Below are 23129 nucleotides of genomic sequence, written 5' to 3' on the forward strand. Positions count from 1 at the left end.
GAGACGGGCGAGTGGGGCGCAGACGGAAAGGGGTTTTACCACGGGTCGTGAGACTCCGGTATGATCGTACCCGGGGCGGCCTCGCAGGTCCTCGCAGCGAGGCTCGCGACGGAACTGGGCGAACCGCTTGCGGCCGTGGAGTACGACTGCTTTCCCGACGGCGAGACCCTCGCGACGGTCCCCGACTTCGACGGCGGCCGGGCGGTCGTGGTCGCGACCACCGGTTCAAACGACGCGTGGGTCGAACTCCTCCAGCTACAGGACGCCGTCCGGGAGGCCGGCGCCTCGGAGGTGGTGACCGTCCTCCCGTACATGGGCTACGCGCGGCAGGACCAGTCGTTCGAGGCGGGCCAACCGGTCTCCGCGCGGGCGATGGCGCGGGCGGTCTCCACCGGGGCCGACCGGGTCGTGCTGGTGAATCCCCACGAGGACGCCGTCGCCGACTTCTTTGCGTGTCACGTCACCGTCTGCGACGCCGCCGGCCGGCTCGCGGAGCCGCTTCCCGGGAACCTTGACGACCCGCTGTTCCTGTCGCCCGACGCGGGCGCTGTCGGGCTTGCGGAGGCCGCCCGCGACGCCTACGGCGGCGGCGAGGTTGACTTCTTCGAGAAGACCCGGCACTCCGGAATCGACGTGGAGATCTCGCCGAGCGACGCCGACGCCGCCGGCCGCAGCGTCGTGCTCGTCGATGATATCGTCGCCACGGGGTCAACGATGAGCGAGGCGGTCGCGCACCTGTCCGCCGACGGCGCCGACCGCGTGTTCGCGGCGTGTGTCCACCCGCTGCTCGCGGGGAACGCCCGCCTCAAGCTCGAGCGCGCCGGAATCGAGCGGATCATTGGCACCGACACCGTCGAGCGCGACGTGAGCAGGGTGTCGGTCGCGCCGGTTGTCGCCGCCGCGGTCGACGCCGTCGAAGCCGCGTAGCCGTATCGCCGATGTCCGACCCGCCGTTCCCCGACCGCAGCCACGTTCTCGAACCCGGGTGTTCGCGGTGTCCCGGTCTCGTCGGCTGCGGCGAGCGGATCTCGTGAGGGACCGAGGAGCCCGACGCGGCGGTCCTCGTGATCAGCGGGACGACGGGGGCTGTCGGCGTCGTGGCTGCCGTCTCGCTGTGTTCACTACCGTTGGATATTGGTGCGGTCTCAAAACGGCGGGCACGAAGTACACGCGACTCAAACGCGGGAACGTTTTCGCAAGATCGTTAAGACTATCTGATAGTATCTCTCAACGTGTATAGTAGATTGTAGCACGAGAGACCGTACGTGAGCTATGATACCAGACGTCCCACGTCGCCACTGGCGACTGCCCACCGCCGAGGAGCGTCGATAACGCGTTCCACCGGCTGGACTGGGGGCTGACGGCTGGTACGTCGCCGCCCACACATCATATGAGACGAAGAACCCTTCTGGCCCTGATCGGCGGCAGCTCTCTCACCGGGAGCCTGGCTATCGGCTCCGGTGCGTTCTCACAGTCGAGATTGGACCGGCCGATGTCGGTGGCCGTTGTGGGCGATAGCGACGCGTACCTCACGTTGGAGTTCCCGCAGAACACGGTCTCGGTCAGTTGCGACGGGAGCGTGCAGGTGACGATTCGCAACCGGACCGGCCAACGGATTGACGCACTGACGGTCCAGTTCACGCTCGGAGCGGGGTCGATAGCGAGTCTCAGTGTGAGCGGACCCGGCACATACACCAAGCCGAGCGGCAGTACAGTGTCGCTCGCCAGCGGAACGCTCGCACCCGGGCAGGCAAGCACAGTGACCGCCAAAGTTGATAGCTTCGCTGGGCAGGGCGCGACTGACCTCGTGTTCGACGTTGAAGCCAGCGGCGACTCGGTCTCTGTCGCCACAACGTCGGTGCGGACCGTCTCACTCGAGTACGACTGTCCGCAGTTGAGGGTGGCCGGTAAGAAACTCGCCTGCCCGGTGTCGGTGACCCAGTCGCTCCCGTCGCCATCGTTCTCGCCGTCCGTCTCGCAGCCGTCGGTCACGATACCCAAGTCGGACTGTGCCGGCCTCGCGTTCGACCAGGCGACGCTCCGCGACGTCGAGGACTCGATCGACCTCTCACGGGGACCCGGTACGATCCGGTCGGCGCTTAACGACGAGAGTGGGATCGACATCACGACGCGCGTGCTGTCGGACGGCCTCTCGTCGAACCGCATCAAGCCGATGCCGTCCAGCCCGGGGGACATCGTTCTCGGCGGGAGCGATAAGGAGGCGCGGATCGGAACGACGAACGGCGGGACGGTCGCCGACGTGCCCGGACGGGTCAAGATCAAGAACGACTCGACTGTCGTGGGCGCTATCGACGTCGGCGGGGAGTTCAAACTCAAAGACGGCTCCGCCGTCGCTGGCGACGTCACCACGGATACCGTCGAGGCGGTCAAGAGTTCGCTCCTGCTCGGGAGTCTCACGGCCACGAATGGGGCCAACGGCGTCTCGATCACGTCCGGGAGTCTCGTCTGTGGCGCCGTCGACGCCGCCGGTCCGGTGTCACAGATCAAGCAGTCTCGCGTGGACGGGAATGTGACTGGCGGTGGCGAGATCAGCGAGATCAACGAATCGACGATCGTGGGGAACGTGAAGACGAAGAGCAATAGCAAGGGCGATATTTACGTCAAGCAGAAGAGCACCGTCGGCGGAGACGTCCTCGCCGACGGCGCCATCCCCGAAGTGAAGGGATCGGACGTGACCGGTTCGCTTGAGGCTGGTGGCAACATCTCCAGTGTGAAGCAGTCGACGGTCGGCGGCGACGTGACGACGATCGACGGGAGTAACGGGACGGTGACCGTCGAGGAAAGCACCGTCGGCGGTTCACTCACCGTCGACGGGGCAGTCTCGGCGATCAAATCGGGAAGCGAGGTCGGGGGCAACGTGACCGCCGGTGGGGAGATCCCCGAGCTCAAGAACTCCGTGGTCGTCGGCGACGTGACCACGACCAGTGGGAGCAACGGATCGGTGACGATCGAGGGAGCGACGATCGGCGGCGCCGTCGACGCCGACGGGGCGATCTCGGCGATCAAATCGGAAAGCGAGATTAACGGCGACGTGACCGCAAACGGGAACGTTTCCTCGATCGAGGGGTCGGACGTCGGTGGTGACGTGACCACGGTCGACGGCAGTGACGGCACGGTCGAGGTGGAAAGCAGCGACATCGGCGGCGCCATCGACGCTGACGGGAAGATATCGGCGATCAAATCGGAAAGCAGGGTCGCCGGGTCCGTCACTGCCGGCGGCAGCATCGACGAGATCAAAAACTCGGAGCTCGGTGACAGCGTGACGACCACCGACGGCGGAAACGTCACCGTCGAGAGCAGCACCGTTGGTGGATCGATGACGGTCGACGGCACAGTCTCGAAGATCAAGGCCTCGAGTGTAGGCGGCAGGATCGAGGCCGCCGAAGTCGACCAACTGAAGGGAGCCCGGATCGGCGGTGGCGTGACGGCGACGGACGGAACGGCGAAAGCCATCACCATCGAACGAAACAATGAGAGATCGGTCGTCTGCGGCAGCGTCGAGACGAACGGCCGCGTGGAGAAGGTGAAGAACTCACAGGTCAACGGCTCGGTGAGGGCAGCGGAAGTCGGGAAGCTGAAAGGTGAGAAGACCGAGGTTGGCGGTAACGTCGAGACCACGGACGCAGCGGCCGAATTGAACATCAAGAACCGAAGTACGGTGTTCGGCTCGGTCAGCGCCGCCGGGCCGGTTCCGGAGATCAACTCGAGCACGGTCGAGGGGAACGTCACAGCCGGCGGCAGGATCAAGATCAAAGGTAGCGAAGTGTGCACGGCCACTGGCGCCGGATTGAAAACGGAGAACGGAGGGAAGGTGACGGTCAAGGGCGACAGCACGGTCGGTGGTTCCATCGACGCCGCCGGGCGTGTCGAGAAGATCAAGAACTCGACCGTCGAGGGAGCGGTCACGTCGGACGGCGATGCGACGATCAAAGGGTCGAGTGCAACCGTCAAGGGTTCAGTGACGACAAAAAACGGCGGATCGGTGACGGTCGAGTCGGCCACGATAGAGGCCGGCATCGACGCCGACGGCGAGGTAACGAAAATCAAGTCCGCGAGTATCACCGGGGATGTGACGGCCGGTGGGCCGGTGAGGAAAATCAAGGCGACGGACGCGGTCGGCGCGGTGACCGCCGACGGCGACGTGACGGTGAAGGACTCGACAACGGGGGCAATCACGACAACGACCGGTTCCGACGGTGACTTGACACTCAACTCGAGCACGGTCGAGGGGGCGGTCAGCCTCGGCGGCGAGGTGACGAAAATCAAGGGGTCGACGGTCGAGGGCGGTGTGACGACCGGCGGCGAGGTGAGGAAGATCAAGAACTCGCGGATCGAAGGGACCGTCGACGCCGGCGGTGACGTGTTGCTCAAGGGATCGACGACAGCCACGGGTGACGTTCTGGCTGAGGGGAGCGTAACCGTCTCCGGGAGCGCGACGGTCGACGGAGACATCAAGGAGAATCAGTAACGACACGACGCCGGCCGTTCGCCGACGGCACACCGGACGGCGACCCGCAGTGTACGGCGGGGGGATAGTGCGCGTAGCAGGGCGTACGGCAGTCGCGGTTAGAAGACACCCCTACGGAGTGCCGCGGGGCGGTGTGTGACACGGCGGGGACGGGCAGTCGTCCTGCGTCGAACGAGCAACCCGAACTTACTTGCGCGATTCGCCCGTCTTCTCGCGCATGAGCGACGACCCGACCATCTTCGAGCAGATCGTCGCCGGCGACATCCCGGCGCGCATCGTCTACGAGACGGACACCGTCGCCGCCTTCCTCGACGCCAACCCGCTCGCGCCCGGTCACACCCTCGTTGTCCCGAAGGAACCCCACGAGCGGTTAGAGGACATTCCCGACGACGAGGCCGCCGCGGTGTGGGCCGCGGTCCAGGAACTCGTCCCGCAGATTGCGGCCGCGGTCGACGCCGACGCCACCACGGTCGGCGTCAACGACGGCGAGGCGGCCGGCCAGGAGGTGCCGCACGCTCACGTTCACATCGTCCCGCGGTTCGAGGGCGACGGCGGCGGCCCGATCCACGCCGCCGCCGGCGACCGGCCGGATCTCTCGGAGGACGAACTCGACGGGATCGCGGCCGATATCAGCGGGGAGTAGGAGCGGGTTGGCCGCGTCGCGACCGCACTTTTTAACCCCGAGGACGCAGCCACCTCGCGTATGTCGGAGACGCCGAACCCGTCGAGACCGGAGCGATCAAGCGTCGCGGCGTTCGTGGGCGCGACAGGCGGTGCGGGAACCACCCGGACGGTCGTGGAGGCCGCGTGGGCGCTCGCGGCCGACGACCGGTCGGTCGCAGTGATCGACGCCGCGTTCGCAACGCAGGGCCTCGCTGACTACGTTGCGGGCCGGATCGACCCCGACGTCACGAGTCTGCTCGTCGACGCCGGGGCCGGGAGTGACGCTGCCGGCACCGCCACCGACCTCTCGGCGGGGCTGTACGCGCTCGACACCGGCGACATCGGTGGAGAGGTCGCGGTCTGTCCGGCCCACGCGCCGTTCACGCGGCTGGCGCGGGCGAAATCGACCGCGGCCGCCGAGCGGTTCGAGTCCGTGGTCGGGACCGCGACCGAGCGGTTCGATCACGTGCTGCTCGACGTGCCGCCGATCGCCGCGAACCAGGCGGTCGCGGCGGTGAACGTCGCTGACACTGTCGCCGTGGTCGCGCCCGCGACCCCCAGGGGCACTGAGGGCGTCCAGCGGTGCCACGAGCGGTTGGCCGACATCGGGAGCGGCGCGTCGCTCGTGGTGTCGACACGGGGAGAGTTAGAGACCGCCGACATCGCGGTCCCCGCGACCGACGCCGAGGAGACGGCGTCGGCGCCGGCGTGTCTCGGCGGCGACGCCTTCGGGACCGCCATCGAGCGGGTCGCAGCCGGGGTGACGGGACAGGAACTCCGGGATCTAGACGGTGATGACGGGCTGTTGGGGGCGGTCGGCGAATATGTGAGTCGGTAGCGGTCGGAACAGCGGGGACTACCGCAGGTCGCCGATCCCGTTCATCGTGTCGGCGAGCGCGTCGCGCTTCGAGACCGCCGCGTCGCCGGCGATCGGCGCCGTTGCCTCGCGGCGGACCGCGTCGTCGAGTTCGGGGATCGGGTCGTGGGTCTCGATGTACGCCGCTAGCGCGAACTCCGCGTCGGTGGCACCGGTCAACTCCAGCGCCTCGGTCCGGCCGATCCGGCCGTCGAGCCAGTCCCGGAGCACGCGCCGCGCGGTCGGCGACAGCGGCGTGATGCCGTCGAACCCGGTTCGATGAAGCAGCTTCGCGGCCGTGACCGGCGCCAGCGCCGCGGGCTCGCCGGCGGCCCCTACGCCGGCGCCCGACCGGTACGCCTCGATCACCGTCGCCGCCGCGGCGGCCGTACACGGAAGGGCCGCTTCGTGCTCCCGGAGGCGCCGGTCGAGGTCGACAGCCGTGTCGTCGACGGTCGCGACCCCGCGCTCGATCTGTTCTGTCGTCGACTCGACGCCCGCGGCGATCTCCGACAACCCCATCGGTGATGTGTGACCGTCCGATGGCACATTAATTTTCGGATCTGATACTGATTGCCGGGGGAAACATACCGGTGACCGGTAAGTTTGAGAGCCGGTTTCGGGGTCGAAACGGCGGTTTTCACCCGTCTTTAAATATTCCATCGCGACCAATTCTCGAATGTGATGAGCGAAGCACCCACTGCCGAGGCGCACACCACGACGAACGCATGTCCCGAGTGTGGAGGTCGCCCCGAAAGCGGGAGCGGTGAGACTGTCTGCGGCGACTGCGGGCTCGTGCTGTCGTCGGACCACATCGACCACGGCCCGGAGTGGCGCTCGTTCGACGACGACGACACCGACCCGAAGCGGACGGGGGCGCCGCTGACGCGCTCCCGGCACGACAAGGGGCTCTCCACGGAGATCGGGCGCTCGACGCGGGTGAAGGGACGAAAGCGGAAACGGCTCGCCCGGATGCGCCGCCAGCACAATCGCGCGCGGATCGCCACTAAGCGCGACCGCAACCAAGTGTATGCGTTCACCGAGATCCGGCGGCTCACGAGTTCTCTCTCCCTGCCGGACCGGATCCGTGACCACGCGTGCTCGCTGTTCGACTCCGCGCAGTCGGAGGATCTGCTCCGCGGCCGGTCGCTGGAGGGATTCGCCGCGGCGTGCGTGTACGCTGCCTGCCGGGTCGCGGGCGTCTCCCGGACCGTGGACGAAGTCGCCGACGCCGCGAAGGCGACGCGGGACGAACAGACCGCGGCCTACGACGCGATCAACCGCGATCTCGGGCTACCGGTCGGGCCGATCGACCCCGCGGAGTATCTTCCCAGATTCGCCTCGCGGCTTGACCTCAGCGACGACGTGGAGCGGCGGGCTCGGGAGTACGTCGCGGCGGCGGCCGACCGCGGGATCTCGGCGGGACGGAACCCGGGCGGCGTCGCCGCGGCGTGTCTGTACACCGCCGGCCGCGACGTCGACAGCGGGGTGACACAACGCGAGGCCGCCGACGTGGCGGACGTGACACCGGTGACGCTGCGGTCGACGTACCAGGCGTTGCGGAACGAGGAGTGACTCTGCCGGGTCGTGTTTTGGTGACCGTTAGCACACGAAAGCCCCCACCGTCGGGCGGGACTGGAAGAGGGCTTCCGGGGTCCTCGTCCCTCCACTCGCTGCCGTTTCTGTCTCCACCAGAACGGTACTCGTCCCGGTGTCGGTAGCGTTTTGCCTCGCCTCCGGCAAGGGATGTGTATGAGTATGCAGTCGTACCCGCCGATCGGGGAGCAACTCGACGACGTCGAATCCGCCCGCGAGGAGGGCCGCCGCAAGATGGAGTGGGCGCTCCAGCACATGCCCATCCTCCGAGAGCTCCGCGAGCAGTTCGCCGAGACCCAGCCGCTGGCGGGCCAGACCCTCGGGATGGCCATGCACGTCGAGGCCAAGACCGCGAACCTCGTCGAACTGCTGGCGCTCGGCGGCGCGGAGGTCGCGATCACCGGCTGTAACCCCCTCTCGACCCACGACGACGTGAGCGCCGCCTTGGACGCCAACGAGTCGATCACCTCCTACGCGAAACGCGGCGTCGGCGAGGACGACTACTACGCCGCCATCGAGTCGGTGGTGAGCCACGGGCCGACGATCACCGTCGACGACGGCATGGACATGGTGTTCGCCATCCACGAGGACCACCCTGAACTCGTCGACACCATCGTGGGCGGCGCCGAGGAGACGACCACCGGCGTCCACCGGCTGCGGGCGATGGCGGCCGACGGCGAGTTGAACTACCCGGTGTTCGCCGTCAACGACACGCCGATGAAGCGGCTGTTCGACAACGTCCACGGCACCGGCGAGTCCGCACTCGCGACGATCGCGATGACGACCAACCTCTCGTACGCCGGCAAAAACGTCGTCGTCGCGGGGTACGGCGACTGCGGCCGGGGCGTCGCGAAGAAGGCCGCCGGCCAGAACGCCAACGTCATCGTCGCCGAGGTTGAGCCACGCCGCGCCCTGGAGGCGCACATGGAGGGCTACGACGTGATGCCGATGAACGAGGCCGCCGCGGTCGGCGACGTGTTCGTCACGACCACGGGCAACCGCGACGTCATCACCCGCGAGGACTTCGAGGCGATGCAGGACGGGGTCCTGCTCGCGAACGCGGGCCATTTCGACATCGAGATCGACCTCGACGCGCTCTCGGAGCTCGCAGTCGACGAGTACGAGGCGCGCGACGGCGTTCGCGCCTACGAGCTCGCGGACGGCCGCCGGCTCAACGTCCTCGCGGAGGGCCGACTCGTCAACCTCGCGTCGCCGATCGCCTTAGGCCACCCCGCGGAGGTCATGGACCAGTCGTTCGGGATCCAGGCGGTCTGCGTGCGCGAACTCGTCGAACACGGCGACGAGTACGCGGCCGGCGTCCACGACGTCCCCGACGACCTCGACCGGGAGGTCGCAGAGATCAAACTCGACGCCGAGGGTGTCGAGATCGACTCGCTGACCGACACGCAGGCGGAGTACATGGACAGCTGGAGCCACGGGACGTAGAGCGGGTCAGGTCGGACCAGCGCCGACAGACCAGTTCTGGACGCAGGCGGCGGCCGTGTTTCGGCGAGCGGTTGCCGGCCGAAGGAGTATCCGCGGGCGGGAGTCCCGCGAGCCGGGCGGGACCTGCGGTCCCGCTGGAAGCCGGCGCTACGCGCCGGCGATGGAACGAGCGGGACATCGATGGACGGGGAGCGTCCATCGGGACTGGAAGGGGCCGCTGGCTCGACAGGCGAGGCGACATAAGGACCGCAGGAGCGAACGTAGTGAGCGACGAGGACCGCAGCGAGTCGCAGCCGTCGAGCCAGCGGGGGCTTCCGAGGTCGCATCTGCACCGTTCTTACCCGCTATATTCGGAATTCCACTGTTTCCGTCCTACTGTCCCCACGTCCACTTCGCGTCGAGGACGTACCGGTAGAGCCCACTCACGACGATCGCGACGGCGTTCGCCACCAACGGCTCGATCGGGCCGATGGCCGCCGCCAACGGCTCGAGCGCCCCCAACTCCACCGCCGGCCCGACCGTTTTGGCGCCCGCCGCCAACGAGTGGAGCGCTCCGGACTCCACCAGCGCGTAGAGGATCCCGAGTTGGATCGGGATCGCGGTGCCGCGGACCACGTTCGTCTTGAGCAGCCCCGCGAGGTACTCGACGGTGCCGGTGTTTTTGCTCACCTGGAACGTCCAGGCGTTGTTGAGAACGTACGAGAGGACGATCGTGATCTCGATGGCGACGAGCGCCGCGAGGAGGTAGAACAGCCCCGCAACGTTGATGAAAAACCACAGTAACACCTGCTGGATCCCCGCAGTGACCGCGCCGACGATGACGAACCGCCGGAGCTGGAGCGCCAGCGGTCCCGAGTGGAGGTTTCGCAGGAAGCGTCGAACCATCTACCGGTAGCCGAGCGCCTCCAGGCGGGCACTGAGGTCGTCGTCGACCTCGGGGGAGGGGTCCGCTCCCGACACGCCCGCTTGGAGCAACTCCGCGTGGGCGTCGACGACCGGTCGGTACCGCTCAACGACGCGTTCAGCCTCCCTGTCGGGGTCGATCAAGTGGTCGGCGGTCTGGCCCGGGTCGGTCGGTCGGTGGTACAGCTCCTGGCGACCAGTTTCAGTATTCCGGATGTAGGTCCAGTCGCGGTCGCGGACGCTCACGAGCAGGTTGCCGTCGTCGAGCGACCGGGGGATCGGCTGGGTGGTGACCTCCTCGCCGCGGACCGCAACCGAGACAACGGGTTCGTCGACGGGCGCGTCGCCATCGACGACGACGGGAGCGAGCGACGCCCCCTGCCACGCCTCGGGCGCGTCAGCGCCCACGAGCGCCGTCACCGTCGGGGGGATCGCGTCCAGCCCGACCTGGCCGTCGACCCGGTCGCCGTCGACGCCCGGAACGTCGACGATCAGCGGGACCTGGATCAGTTCGTCGTAGAGCTTGGGGTAGTGTGAGAGGTGGCCGTGGTCCTGGAACTCCTCGCCGTGGTCGCCCGCGAGGATGACCGCGGTCTCGTCGTCGAGACCGTTGGCTGCGAGGGCGTCAAGCACCCGGCCGATGCTGTCGTCGACCTGGCGGGTGGCGGCCTGATACAGCGTCCGGAGCTCCCGGAGGGTGCGGTCGTCGACCTCCCACCCCAGCCCGGTCCGGGTGTGGGCGTGGAGCATCCGGTGGGTGCCCAAGAAACCGTCGGAGACCTCTCGGATGTACCGCGGGGCCGGGACGTACGGGGTGTGGGTGTCCATGTAATGAACCCACAGGAAAAACGGCTCCTCGGCGCCATCGAGGAAGTCGGTGGCGGCGTTCTCGACGTCGAACATGCGGGAGGTGTCGAGGAACGGACGGTCGTCGGTGTCGCCCGCGAACCGCGAGCGGATCCGCCGAAGCGGCGAGGCCGCAAGTTGGAGCCACGCCTCGACCGTCGGGTGGGTGGCGAGATACCGGGTGTAGATGCTCGACCCGATGCTGGCGACGAACGGCTCGAACTCGCCGAACCCCTCGTCGTACCCCCAATGAGAGGTGAGAAATCCGTTTGCGGCGTTGAACCCCGCGGTGGCGACGCCGTTGTTGGAGAGCGCTCCGGCGAGCGTTGGGGAGTCCTCCACGCCGATCTCACCGTTGTCTGCGAACGCCGGGCGTGAGGCGAGGATCGATGGAAACGAGAACGGCGTCCAGTTGCCGGTGGCAAAGGCGCGCTCGAAGACGGTGCCGTCGGCCGCGAGGTCGTCCATCACCGGAGTGTGTCGGTCGCCGTCGTACGCGCCGATCGCGTCGGCTCTGAGCGAGTCGACCGTCACGAGGACCACGTTCGAGACCGGTGTGTCTGTTTCCATGAGTGAACTACCGGGTGCCGGCCTCGGTCCGTCGGGCCGACGTACCGCGTTACCCTTTATGGGTCACCTATCACGTATATATTTCTTGGATTGCCGCTACCACCACGCATCGGCCCACAGAGGTTCCGATGCCCACGTATCAGTTCAGCCACCGCCGTCCAAGCGCGAACATCCCGCCGAGCGTCGCTCCTCACGGGACGTGGCCGAGGAGTCCGACCACGGGGAAGTTCGGGATCGGCGTGGTGACCCCGAGGACACGCAGCCGCATCGAGTAACGAACCCCGCCGCGACCACTCGGATGCCGGTACCGCACGCCGTGCCGACCTCCGCCGTCGGGAGGAGGCGCGACCGGTTTCTGTGTCAGTAGCCGACCCGCATATCCGCCGCACGGCTCCGGCCGATTTATATTCGGCCGGCGAGTGGCCCACGGTATGTCCTCGAATCGGAAGGGCGACCGCCGGGAGCGGGAGCTCGTCAACCGACTCGACGAAGCGGGGTTCGCGGTGATGCGCGCGCCCGCCTCGGGGTCGGCGACCGACCGCGAACTCCCGGACGTGCTCGCTGGCGACAGCGAGACGTTCTACGCCATCGAGGCCAAATCCAGCGCCGGCCGTCCCATCTACCTCTCCGGCGAGGAGGTTGAAGCGCTGATCTACTTCGCGCGGAACTTCGGCGCGAAGGCCCGGGTTGCCGTCAGGTTCGACCGCGAGGCGTGGTATTTTTTCCACCCCGGCGACCTCCACACCACCGACGGCGGCAACTACCGGGTCAAAAAGGAGACTGCCCTCGCGGAGGGCGAAGGCTTCGAGTCGTTCGTCGGCGGCCCCGCGCAGGCGCGGTTGACCGACATCGGTGACGACACCGACGTCAGCGACGGCGACGGGACGACCGGCAGTGACACCCGGACGGGCGGCGACGCGGACAACGGGTCGTGATGGCGGAGCGCCGACGCACCACGAGGAGTCGGAGATGACGGGCCAAACACCGATAGTCGACGTGCTGGGCGGACGTGGCCGGCTGTACGGGCGGTATGCGTCGAACGCGGTTGCGGCGCTTTCGACTACCGGGGCGCTCCGGGATGCACACGCCGAGTGGGAGCGGTTCTTCGTCACCAGTCACGGCGACATCTTCGATGAGATCGGCGTCGAGAACCCCCGTGAGACCCTGTTCGTCGACACTCTCTACTACGATCTCGTTGTCGACCGGCTCATCGAGTCCGTGGAACGGCGGTTCGGGGTGCGTGTCCGCAACCGGGAGGCGAGCGACAACACCGACGCGCTCCCGTTCGAGTTCCGGTCCCTGCAGGAGTCCGTCACCGGCACCGATTCCATCGGGCGGAGTATCGACGAACTCCTCCGGAGGGTCGAGCCGGCGAACGCGGGGACGGGACTCCCCCGGGAACTCTACGAGAGCATCGCCGCACACGGGCGGCGCCTTCGGCTCGGGGAGTATTACACGCCGGTGGGCGTATCGGAACTGGCGGTGGGTGAACTCGACGTCGACGACTTCGAGTCGGAGACGTTTCTCGACCCGGCGTGTGGGTCGGGCGTGTTCCTCGCGGCGTGCATCGACGCAAAGCGGGACGCGCTCGAGGGCGAACTTCCGCCGGAGGTGGTGGTGGACAGCATCACGAACACGGTGTACGGGATCGACCTGAACCCGGTGGCGGTCAAGAGCGCGAAGCTCACATACCTCCTGGCGCTTCTCCCGCTGCTCGGGGCGGGCGGGGTCGACCGGCTGGAGCTTCCGGTGTTCCTGACCGACGCCCTCGGGGTGACGAGAGACGACGAGATCCGGTTCGGCGGCGACGAACTCGACCTGACTGTCGACCACGTGGTCGGGAATCCGCCGTGGATCACGTGGGGAAACCTCTCCGAGCGGGTGCGGGACGCGTGGCGTGAGACGTACGTGACGCAGTTGGAGTTGGTTCCGCACCACGGCGTCGAGACGCGGTTGGGACACGCAAACGACGACATCTCGGTGCCGTTCGTCTGGGTCTGTATTCACCGCTACCTCGACGACCGCGGCGACGCGAGTTTCGTCCTGAAGCGGGATATCACGAAGGGGCCGGCCGGCCGTCTGTTCCGCGCACAGCGGGTGCGTTCCCGCCCGGTCGCGGTGCGGCGTATCCACGACTTCAACCGCCTGCGCCCGTTCGGTGCCGACGTGGCGGTACACTCCGCCATCTACACGTTGGACGCCGACACCGACGCCGAGTTTCCGATCCCGACCGACTCGTGGACGAGGGCGACCGAGGACCCGGAGTTCTCGAGTATCGAGGCGATGCGGGACACCCTGGAACGCGACCGGACCGGATTGGTTCCAGTAGACGGCGACGACCCGCCGTCGTCGTGGGTGCGGGAGGACGCCGAGAACCGCGCGCTCGGTGCGTGCGAACACGACATCCGCCACGGGGTGAAAGACGACGCACAGGAGGTGTACAGTATCGACCGCACCCAACTAGCCGAACTGGAACACGACCACGTCTACCCGTATATCAACTCACGACACGTGGTGAAATACGGGCTGTTCGGCCACGACCTCCACCTCGTACCGATGCGGAAGGTCAACCGAGACAACGAAGCCGAGTTGGCGCGGGACTGCCCGAAGACCCACGAGTATCTGCGGTCGAACAAGCAGGCGCTCGACGGGCGGTCGTCGGCGTGGCTGGAGGAGGGACCCTTCTACAACGTGTTCGGACTCGGTGCGTACACGTGGTCGGACTACAAGGTGGTGTGGTGTCGGCTCGGGTTCAAGCCACACTTTGCAGTCGTCAGCACCGTCGACGACGAGGATCTGGGGGAGACCACAGTGGTTCCCGGTGACCACTTCATGTTCATCCCGACCGACGACGCGTACGAGGCCCACTTCCTTACCGCACTGCTCAACTCCTCGGTCTACCAGAAGTCGATCGAGGGGATGGCGTCGGACGGCAAAGCGAGCCTCTCGAAGGCCCTCATCAGTAGATTGGCGCTACCGGAGTACAGAGAGACCGAAGCAACCAGGCGACTGGCTGACCTCTCGATGGAGGCACACGAGATCGTGCCCCAGCACACCGACGTGAGCAAACGGGCGTACAACAAAACGAACATCGAAGAGTTGGAACTCGTCCAAGCGGAGATCGATGGGATCGTCGAAGCGATGCTGTCCGAGGGGTCGGTGGGTCACGGTGCCGGGCGGAGTCCCCAGGGTCCGGAGTGACGGCACCTCCGGGGCGTCTCCGGGTCGAAACTACCCGGCCCGTGCCGGCGACGCCCGCTGCTCTCGGGTCGGATCCGTCGGCCGGTCAGCCGCCGAGTCGGCGTCGACCGGGCGGAGCCGAGACGCCGGAAACAGGTACCGGCGTCGGGTAGCGGCGTCGGAACGACCACGGGACGTCCCCGTGGGAAGCGCCTCGACGTACCGCGCGGCGAACACCGGTTCGTGGCGGCCGTACGCCGCGTTTGTGTCGTAGTCGGCGACGAGGCGTCCTTCGCCGGTCCGTGCGTCGTCGGCACGCTGTCCCACGGATTCGACGACCACGAGCAGCGTCCCCGTCTCCCGGTCGGCGACAACGGAGCCGGGGTTGTGGTCGTGCCGGGGACACAGTGCCGGGCCGCGGGCGTCGACGGTGACGAACGCCGACCCGCCGCAGACCGCACACGCCCGTTCGCGCTCGTCGGGCGCGGGAAGCACCCCCGCATCGATCTCGATCGCGACCCGGCGGACGTGTTTGCACCGAGCGCCCCGGATGGCGCTGTCGGGGCAGGTGCACGTCGCGCGCTCGGCGTCGACAACGTAGGTACGGTCCTCCCGGTCGACGAGGTAGCGGCCGTCCCGTAGCGGCCACACCGCCATCGGCTCCGCCCGGGCACGAGACGCCCGGCCGTCGTACCCTTCGGCGGGGAACGTCCGGTGGTCGTGGCCATCGAGGTCAACCGGGAGTCCCGTTCGGGAGCGGCCTGGGCGGTCGGTCGTGGCAGTGCGATCGGGATCCGAGTCGGGGCGATCGGGGGCCGCGGTGCCGTCCGGATCGGTCGACGCGGGTGTGTATGCTGGGTGCGTCATCTCCGGGATCCTCCTTGGAGCAAATACGGGCCGGAGACGCCTAAGCCTTCCTGGTGGACGGATTCTCCGACGAAGCCGCATCCGAAGCCCTTTTGAGACGGCCAAGGGAACGCGGAGTATGGATATCGACGCGGAGATGCGCCGGAAAATCGTCGTCTCCATCGTCTCCGTCGGTGCGTTCTTCGCGCTCTTCGTCGGCATCGGCGCCACCTACGGCCCCGACCTCGGCGAGACCGGCGGGCTCGTGCTCGTCGGCGCGATCGTGCTCTTCATCCTGGTTATGGCTGCGGTCGGCGTTTTTTTGGACGAGTGACCGGGCGTCCCGGCCCCGCAGCGGGCCACGGTCGAGAGCCCGACGCCTACCCCTCTCCCGCCGCTTCCCGCCAGTCGCGGACGTCGCCGGCCTCGCGCACCGCGTCGGTGTAGTACGACAGCGGATGTGAGATGGTCTCACACCGGTCGTCGGGGTCGACACAGTCGCCGTAGGCTTTCATTGTGGCGCACGACGGCGGGGGATACTGGGTGCCGTCGCGTTCCGCGAGGTACTCCACCCGGGTTCCGATCCGTTCTGCGGTGTCGCCGTCGGCGTCAAGGAGCCGTCGGACGTCCGCGCCGTCCATTCCGAGCGCGACCAGAAACGAGGTGAGCGAGAACTCCGCGGTCGTCGGGAGGTCGCCGTCGTCGCGGGCCCGCTGGAGGAGCGTGCGCATACACGGTGGAAACAGGGCGGGAACGACCGCGTCGACCGGCGTCCGGCCCGCGGCGTCGTGGTCGTTCAGGAGTTCCCGAAGGTCGGCCACCGCGGGCGCGAGCGCCGCCGCGATGGCGTCGCCGCCGTCGCTGCCGCGCACCTCGAAGGGCAGCCCCGAGGCCACGCGGCGCTCAACCGCGGCTTCGAGCAGCCGCGAGAGGCCCCCGGCGGTCACCCGGACCTCCCCCGCCGCCACCTCGCGGTTGACCAGCCGCCACCGCTGCCCCCACCCGGCCTCGGCGAGATCCAGATACGACCCGAGGCCGACCCAGTAGTGGGTTGGTTCCCGGCGACTCGAGGCGCCGCGTCGCTCCGATCCGGGCGGCTCCGCGCGTTCGGGGCGGACCGCGTCCGCTATGTCGAACTCCCGGAGCACCTCCCCGTGAGACGCCCGGGCACGGCCGGCGCGCCCGAGGTCATCGTCCGCCGCGAAGTCGACGTCGAACCGTTCACGAGCGGTCGCCGCTTCCGCGACGGCGTACTTTTCGACGGCCGCGGGCGTGTCGATCAGCGACACCAGGATCCGCGCAATGGGGTACGAAAGCACCTCGGTGTCCGTGTCCCACCGGCGTGGTGTCTCGCTCGCGACGGTGCCCTCCATCAGCGCGCGTTCGACCCGTTCGCGGCCGCGCTCGACCGCCGGAGCGCCGTCCCGGACTAAGGCGGCCGGCGAAAGCTCCGCCTCGCGGACGGCCTCGCGGGCCCCCTCGAAGAACGGATACCGGGCGTAGCGCGGATCCATCGGTGCCGATTGTTGCGGGCGCCGGCGAATAAACACGGCGGTCGGAGCGATAGTACCGATTAATTAGGCGTGCAATCGGTGAGAACAAGCGAGACGAAATTGAAACCCCTTCCAGTCCCGCCCGAGGGCGGCTTTCCGGCCGGCTATCGCTTACTTAAACACGACCGGGGGGAGGACACCAAAGAACGCACGTGGCGGCCACACCACTCGGAGCTGTTGTGGTTGTCGACGCCGGCAGTGCCCCACGGTTTCGCCGACGCTCACTCCGCCGTGTCGCTGTCGTCCACCAGCGACGAGATCACGAGTCGCTTGATGCCGCGTCGGAGGAGGCCGCTAGCCGCGGGTTGTGAGATATCCAGTTCGGTTGCGAGGTCCCCGAGCGTCGCGTCCCGCGGCTCCTCGAAGTACCCCGTCTCGAACGCGACAAGGAGCGCTTCCCGCTGGCTGTCTGTCAGCCCGGCGTCGGTGTTCCCGAGGCTGTCGTACTCGTTCACGCGCAGGAGGTCGATATCGATGTTGTGCTGCTGTGCGTACTCCCAGAGGTGGACCAGATCCGTGCGGTCGGGCGCCCAGATGGTCAGGATCCACGCGCGCCCGTCGTTTTTCATGTCGAGGATCACCCCGTTAGCGGCCGAGACAACCGGCGAGAGGAGCTTCGCTTCGTCGGTGTACTCGAAGCTGTAGATCGCCTCTTCGTCCCGTGTTTCGATGACGCGCTCGAACGCACCGACGGTCCGATCGGTCCGGAGTCCCTGCTCGAACCGGTCGAAATCAGCCGATTCGATCCGATAGAAGAACTTCCCCGACGTCGGGTCGGTTCCGGCCTCCGACACCGACGAGACGTTGGAGGTCCGGTCGTGCGCCACTGTCCCGGTGAGTACGATGTCGGGGTGTTCGGCTCGAACAACCGCCTTGATATCAGTCATGGTGGTGTGAGGGATCCGGAGTCGTATTCGACATCGGACACTCGGGCGCAGGTCGGTCCGACGCGTCGACACGTGGGAGGTGGATTGTATCGATCGCCGCGGCACGGCTTAACTGGGTCGGTCGTGAACCCACCGCGTGAGTCGCGGGTGCGACTGTGGCCTACGCGGTCGTCACGGTGTCCCGTCGGCGAGCCGGCGGTCACTCGTCTCCGCCGTCTCCGGAGTGGATCTTGGCCTGTTCACGGGCGCTGGGGTTTTCGGACTGTTTGAACGGGACTTCCGCCACCGTCGCGTAGACCGGCTCCCCGGGCGTTTCGGCGTACTCGTCGGGGAGATGAACCGCGAACTCCAAGTCGATGTCCGCGTTGTAGACCGAGTCGTCGAGCGGCACGTCGGTCGCGGCCTGCAGTTTCGCCGCCGGCACGTATCCGAGGGCGACGTTGGCCTCGAGGTCCGGGTTCCACCCCGCCGACGTCAGGTAGCCGCACTCCTCGCCGGTCTCGGGGTCGGAGATGATCCAGAAGTCCGAGGCCCAGTCGATGATCGGCTCGCCCGCCATCTTCAGCCCGACCAGTTTGTGGGTAAACGGGAACTCGCTGTCCTCGATCGCGTTCTTTTGGTGCTCCAGTTCGGCTTTCCCGACGTACTCCGCGTTCTTGTCGTCGGGGACCTGGTAGCCGAGGTTGACCTGAAACGGCGACATCTCGTGGTCCATGTCCTGGCCCAACGAGAGGATGCCGGCGGCGATCCGTCGCCGGCCGTTGACCGGCGCCGCGGCACCGCCGTGGTCTGTGACCGTTTCGAGCACCGGGTTCCAGACCGCTTCGGCGTTCTCCGTCGCCTCACGGACGTATATCTCGAATCCCGCCTCGCCGGAGAACCCGGTTTGGCTCACCAACACCGAGACGCCGCCGATCGTCGCCTCCAGCAGGCCGTAGTACGGAACATCTTCGACCGCGGCATCAATGAGCGACTCGATCACGTCGGGGGATTTCGGACCCTGGACCTGCATCGGCGAGACGTCGATCTCGTCGATGTCGACATCGAAGCCGGTTCCGTAGTCGATCCCTTGCAACCACTGCAGCAGGTCGCCGTCGGCGAGGGAGAACCAAAACTCGTCCTCGTCGGGGCGCAACAGCACGAAGTCGTTGAGGATGCCGCCGTCCTGGTTGCAGCAGATGGCGTATTTGCCGCGCTTCGTGTCAATATCCGTTGCGTCCCGCGTGATGACGCGGTTGACGAACGCCTCGGCGTCCGGCCCCTCGACACGGATCTGACGCTCGACTGCGACGTCCCACAGCGCGACGTCGTTGACCAGCAGGTCGTACTCGGCTTCCGCCCCGCCGTCTTCGGGGTCGATGTACGCCCGAGGGTGGTACATGTGGTTGTACACCGTCGCCTCGTGGCAGCCTTCCTCGACAGAGAGGTGCCAGAACGGCGACTTCCGGACCCGGGTCGAAATGACGAGATCGATGTCCGCGTCGCCCGTCTGCCGGAGGTTCCGCGGAACGGTACGGTCCGACTGGTCGACGCTGGAATGGTTCGGATGGGGGTCGTGTCCGGACATAGGGGGGTTAGTTCAGCGGTCCAACCTGGTGGTTGAACAGTGTCGTCCAGGCGCGCTCGACCCGATCGATGACGAACGACGGCCCCGCCCCGGCGGGGGTGTAGAACTCCGGTTCTGTCGCGCTGTCTTGGCGTTCCGCGTGGGTGTGCTGCGCCATACACTACAGTCGGAGGCGCCGAACTCGTATCGGTCTGTATCTTAAACGATTAACCCACTTATATCAGGGTCGCGGCTCCGGGCGGTCCTGCGACCACTGCAGGCGTCACTCCACCCCGACCTGGTGATCGAAGAGCGTTACCCAGACGCCCTCAACCCGGTCGATGACGAATGACGGGCCCGCTCCGGCGGGGATGTAGAACTTCGGTTCGGCCACACTGTCTCGCTCCGTATGAGTGCTCTGTGCCATACACCTAAAGAGAGTGGGTGGATCTGTATGGCTCTGTAGCTTAATTGTTTAATCCGCTTATATTGGGGTCGCAAAACGGGGGTCTGGTGTGTCACGAACACGGAAACCGGGACGGTGACCGTCGCCGGGGCGGCCGGCACCGACGGCCCGGCACCGTGTCACCTAAGACGCGGCGCGTCCTGGCTCAGGCCGTGCCGCAGTTCGACTACCCGTGTCCCGACTGCCGGGCCACGAGCAGCCTCCACGACGCCGGTTGTGAGTTCGAGGGGCGCGCGTGGCCGGAGATCGAGCGGGCCTACACCGACATCGTCGCGGAGCTGACCGCCGGCCCGACCGAGGAGCGGGCGCTCTACGATGCGGTTGACGGCGAGTGGGGCGCGCTCCACCGCGCGGCGCTGGAACGGTTGCAGCGCGACGAGCGAGTCACCGAGCGTAACGACGTGCTCCGGCTTCGGACGTCCGAGGAGTTCCGAGAGCAGGTGTCGGAGCCGACCCGCGACCCGATGCGAACCATCTACCGACAGGGCAGCGTTCCCGGGTGTCACGACAACGCCGTCTTCGCCATGATCGCGTGGTACGAGATGGTGGGGCTATCGTGGGCCGAGACCCGCGAGAACGTCGTCGAGTGGCTCCACGACAGCGGGGCGTGGACCCGCGGCGGGTTCGAGGAGTCAACACCGGGAGAGCTCGTCGACACGAAGCGCCACGTCTACGAGTCGGGGTACGGGTGGAAGGAGAAGGCCGACGCCGCAAAGCGCGTGATCACACGTCACCGTGGGTGAGCGCCAGGCCGGCGGGAGTGCGGTGGGTCGCGACGGTCTCCCCGCGTATCACTCGCTCTGGATCCGCGGGGCGAGCATGTACGTCACGTTGCCCTGTCCCTCCGCAACCGCGTAGTGGACCTTCACCGGGAACTCCTCGCCGAGTTCGACCGTGACCTCGGCGTCTTTGGGGATGGCTTTGTTCATGTCCTTCAGGTAGTCCAGCGAGAACAGCGAGTCGGCGGCGCCGGCGGTGAGCGCGATCAGGTCGTCGGCGTCGAGTTGGAAGTCCACGTCGTCGGTGTCGCCTTCGGCCTCAATGTGGAACGCCTCGGCGTCGGCGTTGACTCGGAGCCGGACGTGATCCGAAACCATGTCGCCGGCTTTGATCCCGCGGTCGAGTTGGGCGCCCTCGAGGACGATCTCGCTCGCCAGATCCAGGTCGGGAATGTCGGGCTCCTGTCGGATAGAGTCGGGATCGATCAGCGCGAGCGTCGAGGAGAGGCCATCCATCCGGATGTTGAGTTTCCGAGTCTCCTCGTCCAGTTCGAGCTCGACGAGTTGGTCGCCGCTGGCCATCCCGACGAAGTCCTCGAGTTTCGCGAGGTTGACGCCGATTACGCCCCCGTCAGCCTCGTAAGACTCGAACGCGGCGGCGTCGAGCGTGAGGTCTACCATCCCGACGTTCGCGGGGTCGACGGCGCGGATCGAGAGATCGTCCTCGTTGAGCCGGATCTTGCACTCGTCAACCAGCACGCTCACCGAGTCGAGTGCGTCCTGCAGCGTCGACGCACCCACGATGGCCTTGAACATATGGAGTCTGGTACGCCATCGGGCTTAAAAATACTCCTGATATCCACGTCGCGCACGCGCGCAGCCGACCCGGCGCTGGTCAGCGCAGTTTGGAGGTTTTGGGCGCCGTCAACCCAAAATACGCCAGATCCGACCGTGCGTTTCCGGCGGCGTTCCCGGAGACCGGCCTCGGTTAATGCGGTCGTCGAAAACAACCCACCGCGCCGACGGACCCACGGCGTAGCAGTTCTTGCCGACAGAACGGTTGGGTCGCAGCGTCGCCGCGGCCTCAGTTGTCCGGCGGCGATAGCGCCGTGTCGATCACAGAGGTGTACGACGACTCGCCGATGTTGAACGCGAGCTGGTGGTAGACGTCGCCGTCGAACGTCTCGGCGAACCGACCGGCGAGCTGTTGGCCGTAGTCGTTGTTGACGTGCAGCACCGACACGCTGTCGACACCGAGCCGCTCGGACATCACCGCCGCCATCACGCGCCCCTGGAGGAGGTCGGAGGGCGCCGTCCGAAAGATGTAGTCGTTGTCCTCGAGATCCGTTACCGACAGCGCCGTCGAGGACGGCGAACAGCCGACGATCTCGTTCGGGATGAACGCCTGTTGTGACACCGGGACGTTCACGCCCGACGAGGCGGACCCGCAGACGCTCGGGACGCCCGCGCTCACCAGCGACTCGGCGGCGGCGGTCCCGGCGCTCGGCGACGTCTGGGTGTCTTCGAGTTGGGCGTTCACCGAGAGCCCGGCGGGGTTGGCGTCGTTGACCTGCGTGACCGGTAGCTGTGCGGCCTGGATCATCGGACCGCCGACCGACGCAAGGTCGCCCGTTTCGGGCAGGAGGATCCCCACCGACATCTCGCGGTCGGTTCCGCCCGGTATGCTGTCGGCCGAGGGGCCGGACCCGTCAGGGCTCCCGCCCTCGAAGTTCTCGGTCGCGACGTTGTCTGTGGCTTCGTCGTCTGCGTTGAACTCCCAGATGGAGTACGCCGCGGAGGCGGGGTCGCCGGCCTCGTTGAAGTTCGTTGCCGACGACGCCCCCTGGTAGTTGACGTCCTCGCCGTTCGCGGCGGCCTCGACCCCCTCGACAAGGTTGCCGGGGGTGACCTCCATTCCGCCGGGGTTGGCGACGTTCCGCATCTGGTCGCGGATCGCCGTCCCGCTGTTCTCGCCGGCGGCCGCGTTCGCGAGCAGTTGGATCGCCACCGAGTCGTACGACTGGGAGGTGAAAATACCGGGGGAGGTGTCGTACGCGTCCTGGAACAGGTCGTTGAACGCCTCCTGGCTCGGCCCGCCCGCGGCGGGCGCTGTCCCGGTCACGTTCGGCATATCGTTTCCGACCTGGCCTGGCATCGCCGGATCGCGGAGGCCGTCTGACACCAGGATCTCCTCGCTGCCGTCCGAACTGCTGTAGTAGTCACGGAACAGTTGGATCCCGCTTTCGGGATACCCGATGACGACGAGGCCGCCGGGGCCCTCGGCGCTACCACCGCTCCCAGAGTCGGTTTCGGTCATCTCGCTACCGTCCTCGCCGGAGTCGTCCTCGCCGGAGCCGTCGCCACCATCGTCTGGACTCCCGATACAGCCGGCCAGTCCTGATGCACCGATCGCGCCCGCGACGCCGACGCGCTTGACGAAATCACGCCGATCGATATCACGTGCCATATACACGGGGTCGGGTTTTCCCGTTATAAATGTATCCGTTTCGACACTGGGCACTCGCCGGGTTCGGTGGTCGGCAACTGTCGTTTTACAGGCTGT

At 67.2% G+C, this 23129-nt stretch carries 20 protein-coding genes; 10 read left to right on the forward strand and 10 right to left on the reverse strand.

Features of this window, described 5'->3' with window-relative positions:
* The first annotated feature begins 60 nt into the window (after window positions 1-60).
* From prs to IEX72_RS09115, 4 genes are all read left to right on the forward strand, one after another.
* A complete protein-coding gene (gene prs, locus IEX72_RS09100) occupies window positions 61-927 on the forward strand; it encodes a ribose-phosphate diphosphokinase (protein ID WP_188787067.1) in 867 nt (288 codons plus the stop codon).
* A 463-nt stretch (window positions 928-1390) separates the two neighbouring features.
* Complete coding sequence (locus tag IEX72_RS09105) at window positions 1391-4489, forward strand: beta strand repeat-containing protein (protein WP_188787068.1); 3099 nt, start codon at window positions 1391-1393, stop codon at window positions 4487-4489.
* 217 nt (window positions 4490-4706) lie between these two features.
* The gene (locus IEX72_RS09110; RefSeq protein ID WP_188787069.1) at window positions 4707-5132 is read left to right on the forward strand and encodes an HIT family protein; all 426 of its coding nucleotides are present in this window, start codon (window positions 4707-4709) and stop codon (window positions 5130-5132) included.
* 60 nt (window positions 5133-5192) lie between these two features.
* Window positions 5193-5990 (forward strand): AAA family ATPase, encoded by a 798-nt coding sequence (locus IEX72_RS09115; RefSeq protein ID WP_188787070.1) that lies wholly within the window; start codon window positions 5193-5195, stop codon window positions 5988-5990.
* Between the two features lie 18 nt (window positions 5991-6008).
* Here IEX72_RS09115 and IEX72_RS09120 read toward each other — a convergent pair whose 3' ends face one another.
* Window positions 6009-6530, reverse strand: coding sequence for a DUF7858 family protein (locus IEX72_RS09120; RefSeq protein ID WP_188787071.1), 522 nt, complete (start codon window positions 6528-6530; stop codon window positions 6009-6011).
* 162 nt (window positions 6531-6692) lie between these two features.
* Here IEX72_RS09120 and IEX72_RS09125 point away from each other — a divergent pair, with 162 nt between their 5' ends.
* On the forward strand, window positions 6693-7583 hold the full coding sequence (locus tag IEX72_RS09125; RefSeq protein ID WP_188787072.1) for a transcription initiation factor IIB: 891 nt from the start codon (window positions 6693-6695) through the stop codon (window positions 7581-7583).
* A 177-nt stretch (window positions 7584-7760) separates the two neighbouring features.
* Complete coding sequence (locus tag IEX72_RS09130) at window positions 7761-9050, forward strand: adenosylhomocysteinase (RefSeq protein ID WP_394354602.1); 1290 nt, start codon at window positions 7761-7763, stop codon at window positions 9048-9050.
* Window positions 9051-9422: 372 nt separating this feature from the next.
* Here IEX72_RS09130 and IEX72_RS09135 read toward each other — a convergent pair whose 3' ends face one another.
* Window positions 9423-9935, reverse strand: a complete 513-nt coding sequence (locus IEX72_RS09135; RefSeq protein WP_188787073.1) for a GtrA family protein — start codon at window positions 9933-9935, stop codon at window positions 9423-9425.
* A complete protein-coding gene (locus IEX72_RS09140; RefSeq protein WP_188787074.1) occupies window positions 9936-11369 on the reverse strand; it encodes a sulfatase in 1434 nt (477 codons plus the stop codon). It abuts the gene before it with no gap.
* Window positions 11370-11800: 431 nt separating this feature from the next.
* On the opposite strand from IEX72_RS09140, the gene hjc reads away from it, so the two are divergent.
* A complete protein-coding gene (hjc, locus tag IEX72_RS09145; protein WP_188787075.1) occupies window positions 11801-12304 on the forward strand; it encodes a Holliday junction resolvase Hjc in 504 nt (167 codons plus the stop codon).
* A 34-nt stretch (window positions 12305-12338) separates the two neighbouring features.
* Window positions 12339-14570, forward strand: coding sequence for an N-6 DNA methylase (locus tag IEX72_RS09150; protein WP_188787076.1), 2232 nt, complete (start codon window positions 12339-12341; stop codon window positions 14568-14570).
* Window positions 14571-14600: 30 nt separating this feature from the next.
* Here the strand turns inward: IEX72_RS09150 and IEX72_RS09155 are convergent, their stop codons facing one another.
* Entirely contained in the window at window positions 14601-15416 is an 816-nt protein-coding gene (locus tag IEX72_RS09155) for an SWIM zinc finger family protein (protein WP_188787077.1), read from the reverse strand.
* Window positions 15417-15534: 118 nt separating this feature from the next.
* On the opposite strand from IEX72_RS09155, the gene IEX72_RS09160 reads away from it, so the two are divergent.
* Window positions 15535-15729 carry a DUF7472 family protein gene (locus IEX72_RS09160; RefSeq protein ID WP_188787078.1) on the forward strand — a complete coding sequence of 65 codons (195 nt, stop codon included), beginning with the start codon at window positions 15535-15537 and terminating at the stop codon, window positions 15727-15729.
* Window positions 15730-15775: 46 nt separating this feature from the next.
* Here the strand turns inward: IEX72_RS09160 and IEX72_RS09165 are convergent, their stop codons facing one another.
* The 4 genes from IEX72_RS09165 to IEX72_RS09180 form a co-directional block, all read right to left on the reverse strand.
* Entirely contained in the window at window positions 15776-16909 is a 1134-nt protein-coding gene (locus IEX72_RS09165; RefSeq protein WP_188787079.1) for a DNA primase, read from the reverse strand.
* A 260-nt stretch (window positions 16910-17169) separates the two neighbouring features.
* The gene (locus IEX72_RS09170) at window positions 17170-17835 is read right to left on the reverse strand and encodes a helix-turn-helix domain-containing protein (protein ID WP_188787080.1); all 666 of its coding nucleotides are present in this window, start codon (window positions 17833-17835) and stop codon (window positions 17170-17172) included.
* Between the two features lie 199 nt (window positions 17836-18034).
* Entirely contained in the window at window positions 18035-19402 is a 1368-nt protein-coding gene (locus IEX72_RS09175) for a glycine cleavage T C-terminal barrel domain-containing protein (protein ID WP_188787081.1), read from the reverse strand.
* 7 nt (window positions 19403-19409) lie between these two features.
* Window positions 19410-19559, reverse strand: a complete 150-nt coding sequence (locus IEX72_RS09180; RefSeq protein WP_188787082.1) for a hypothetical protein — start codon at window positions 19557-19559, stop codon at window positions 19410-19412.
* Window positions 19560-19999: 440 nt separating this feature from the next.
* On the opposite strand from IEX72_RS09180, the gene IEX72_RS09185 reads away from it, so the two are divergent.
* On the forward strand, window positions 20000-20590 hold the full coding sequence (locus IEX72_RS09185) for a DUF7474 family protein (RefSeq protein WP_188787083.1): 591 nt from the start codon (window positions 20000-20002) through the stop codon (window positions 20588-20590).
* A 48-nt stretch (window positions 20591-20638) separates the two neighbouring features.
* Here IEX72_RS09185 and IEX72_RS09190 read toward each other — a convergent pair whose 3' ends face one another.
* Both IEX72_RS09190 and IEX72_RS09195 read right to left on the reverse strand, forming a co-directional pair.
* Window positions 20639-21382 (reverse strand): DNA polymerase sliding clamp, encoded by a 744-nt coding sequence (locus IEX72_RS09190; RefSeq protein WP_188787084.1) that lies wholly within the window; start codon window positions 21380-21382, stop codon window positions 20639-20641.
* 268 nt (window positions 21383-21650) lie between these two features.
* Window positions 21651-23033 carry an ABC transporter substrate-binding protein gene (locus tag IEX72_RS09195; protein WP_188787085.1) on the reverse strand — a complete coding sequence of 461 codons (1383 nt, stop codon included), beginning with the start codon at window positions 23031-23033 and terminating at the stop codon, window positions 21651-21653.
* Window positions 23034-23129 lie beyond the last annotated feature (96 nt).

Source organism: Halobellus salinus (assembly GCF_014646875.1).
Classification (GTDB): domain Archaea; phylum Halobacteriota; class Halobacteria; order Halobacteriales; family Haloferacaceae; genus Haloquadratum; species Haloquadratum salinum.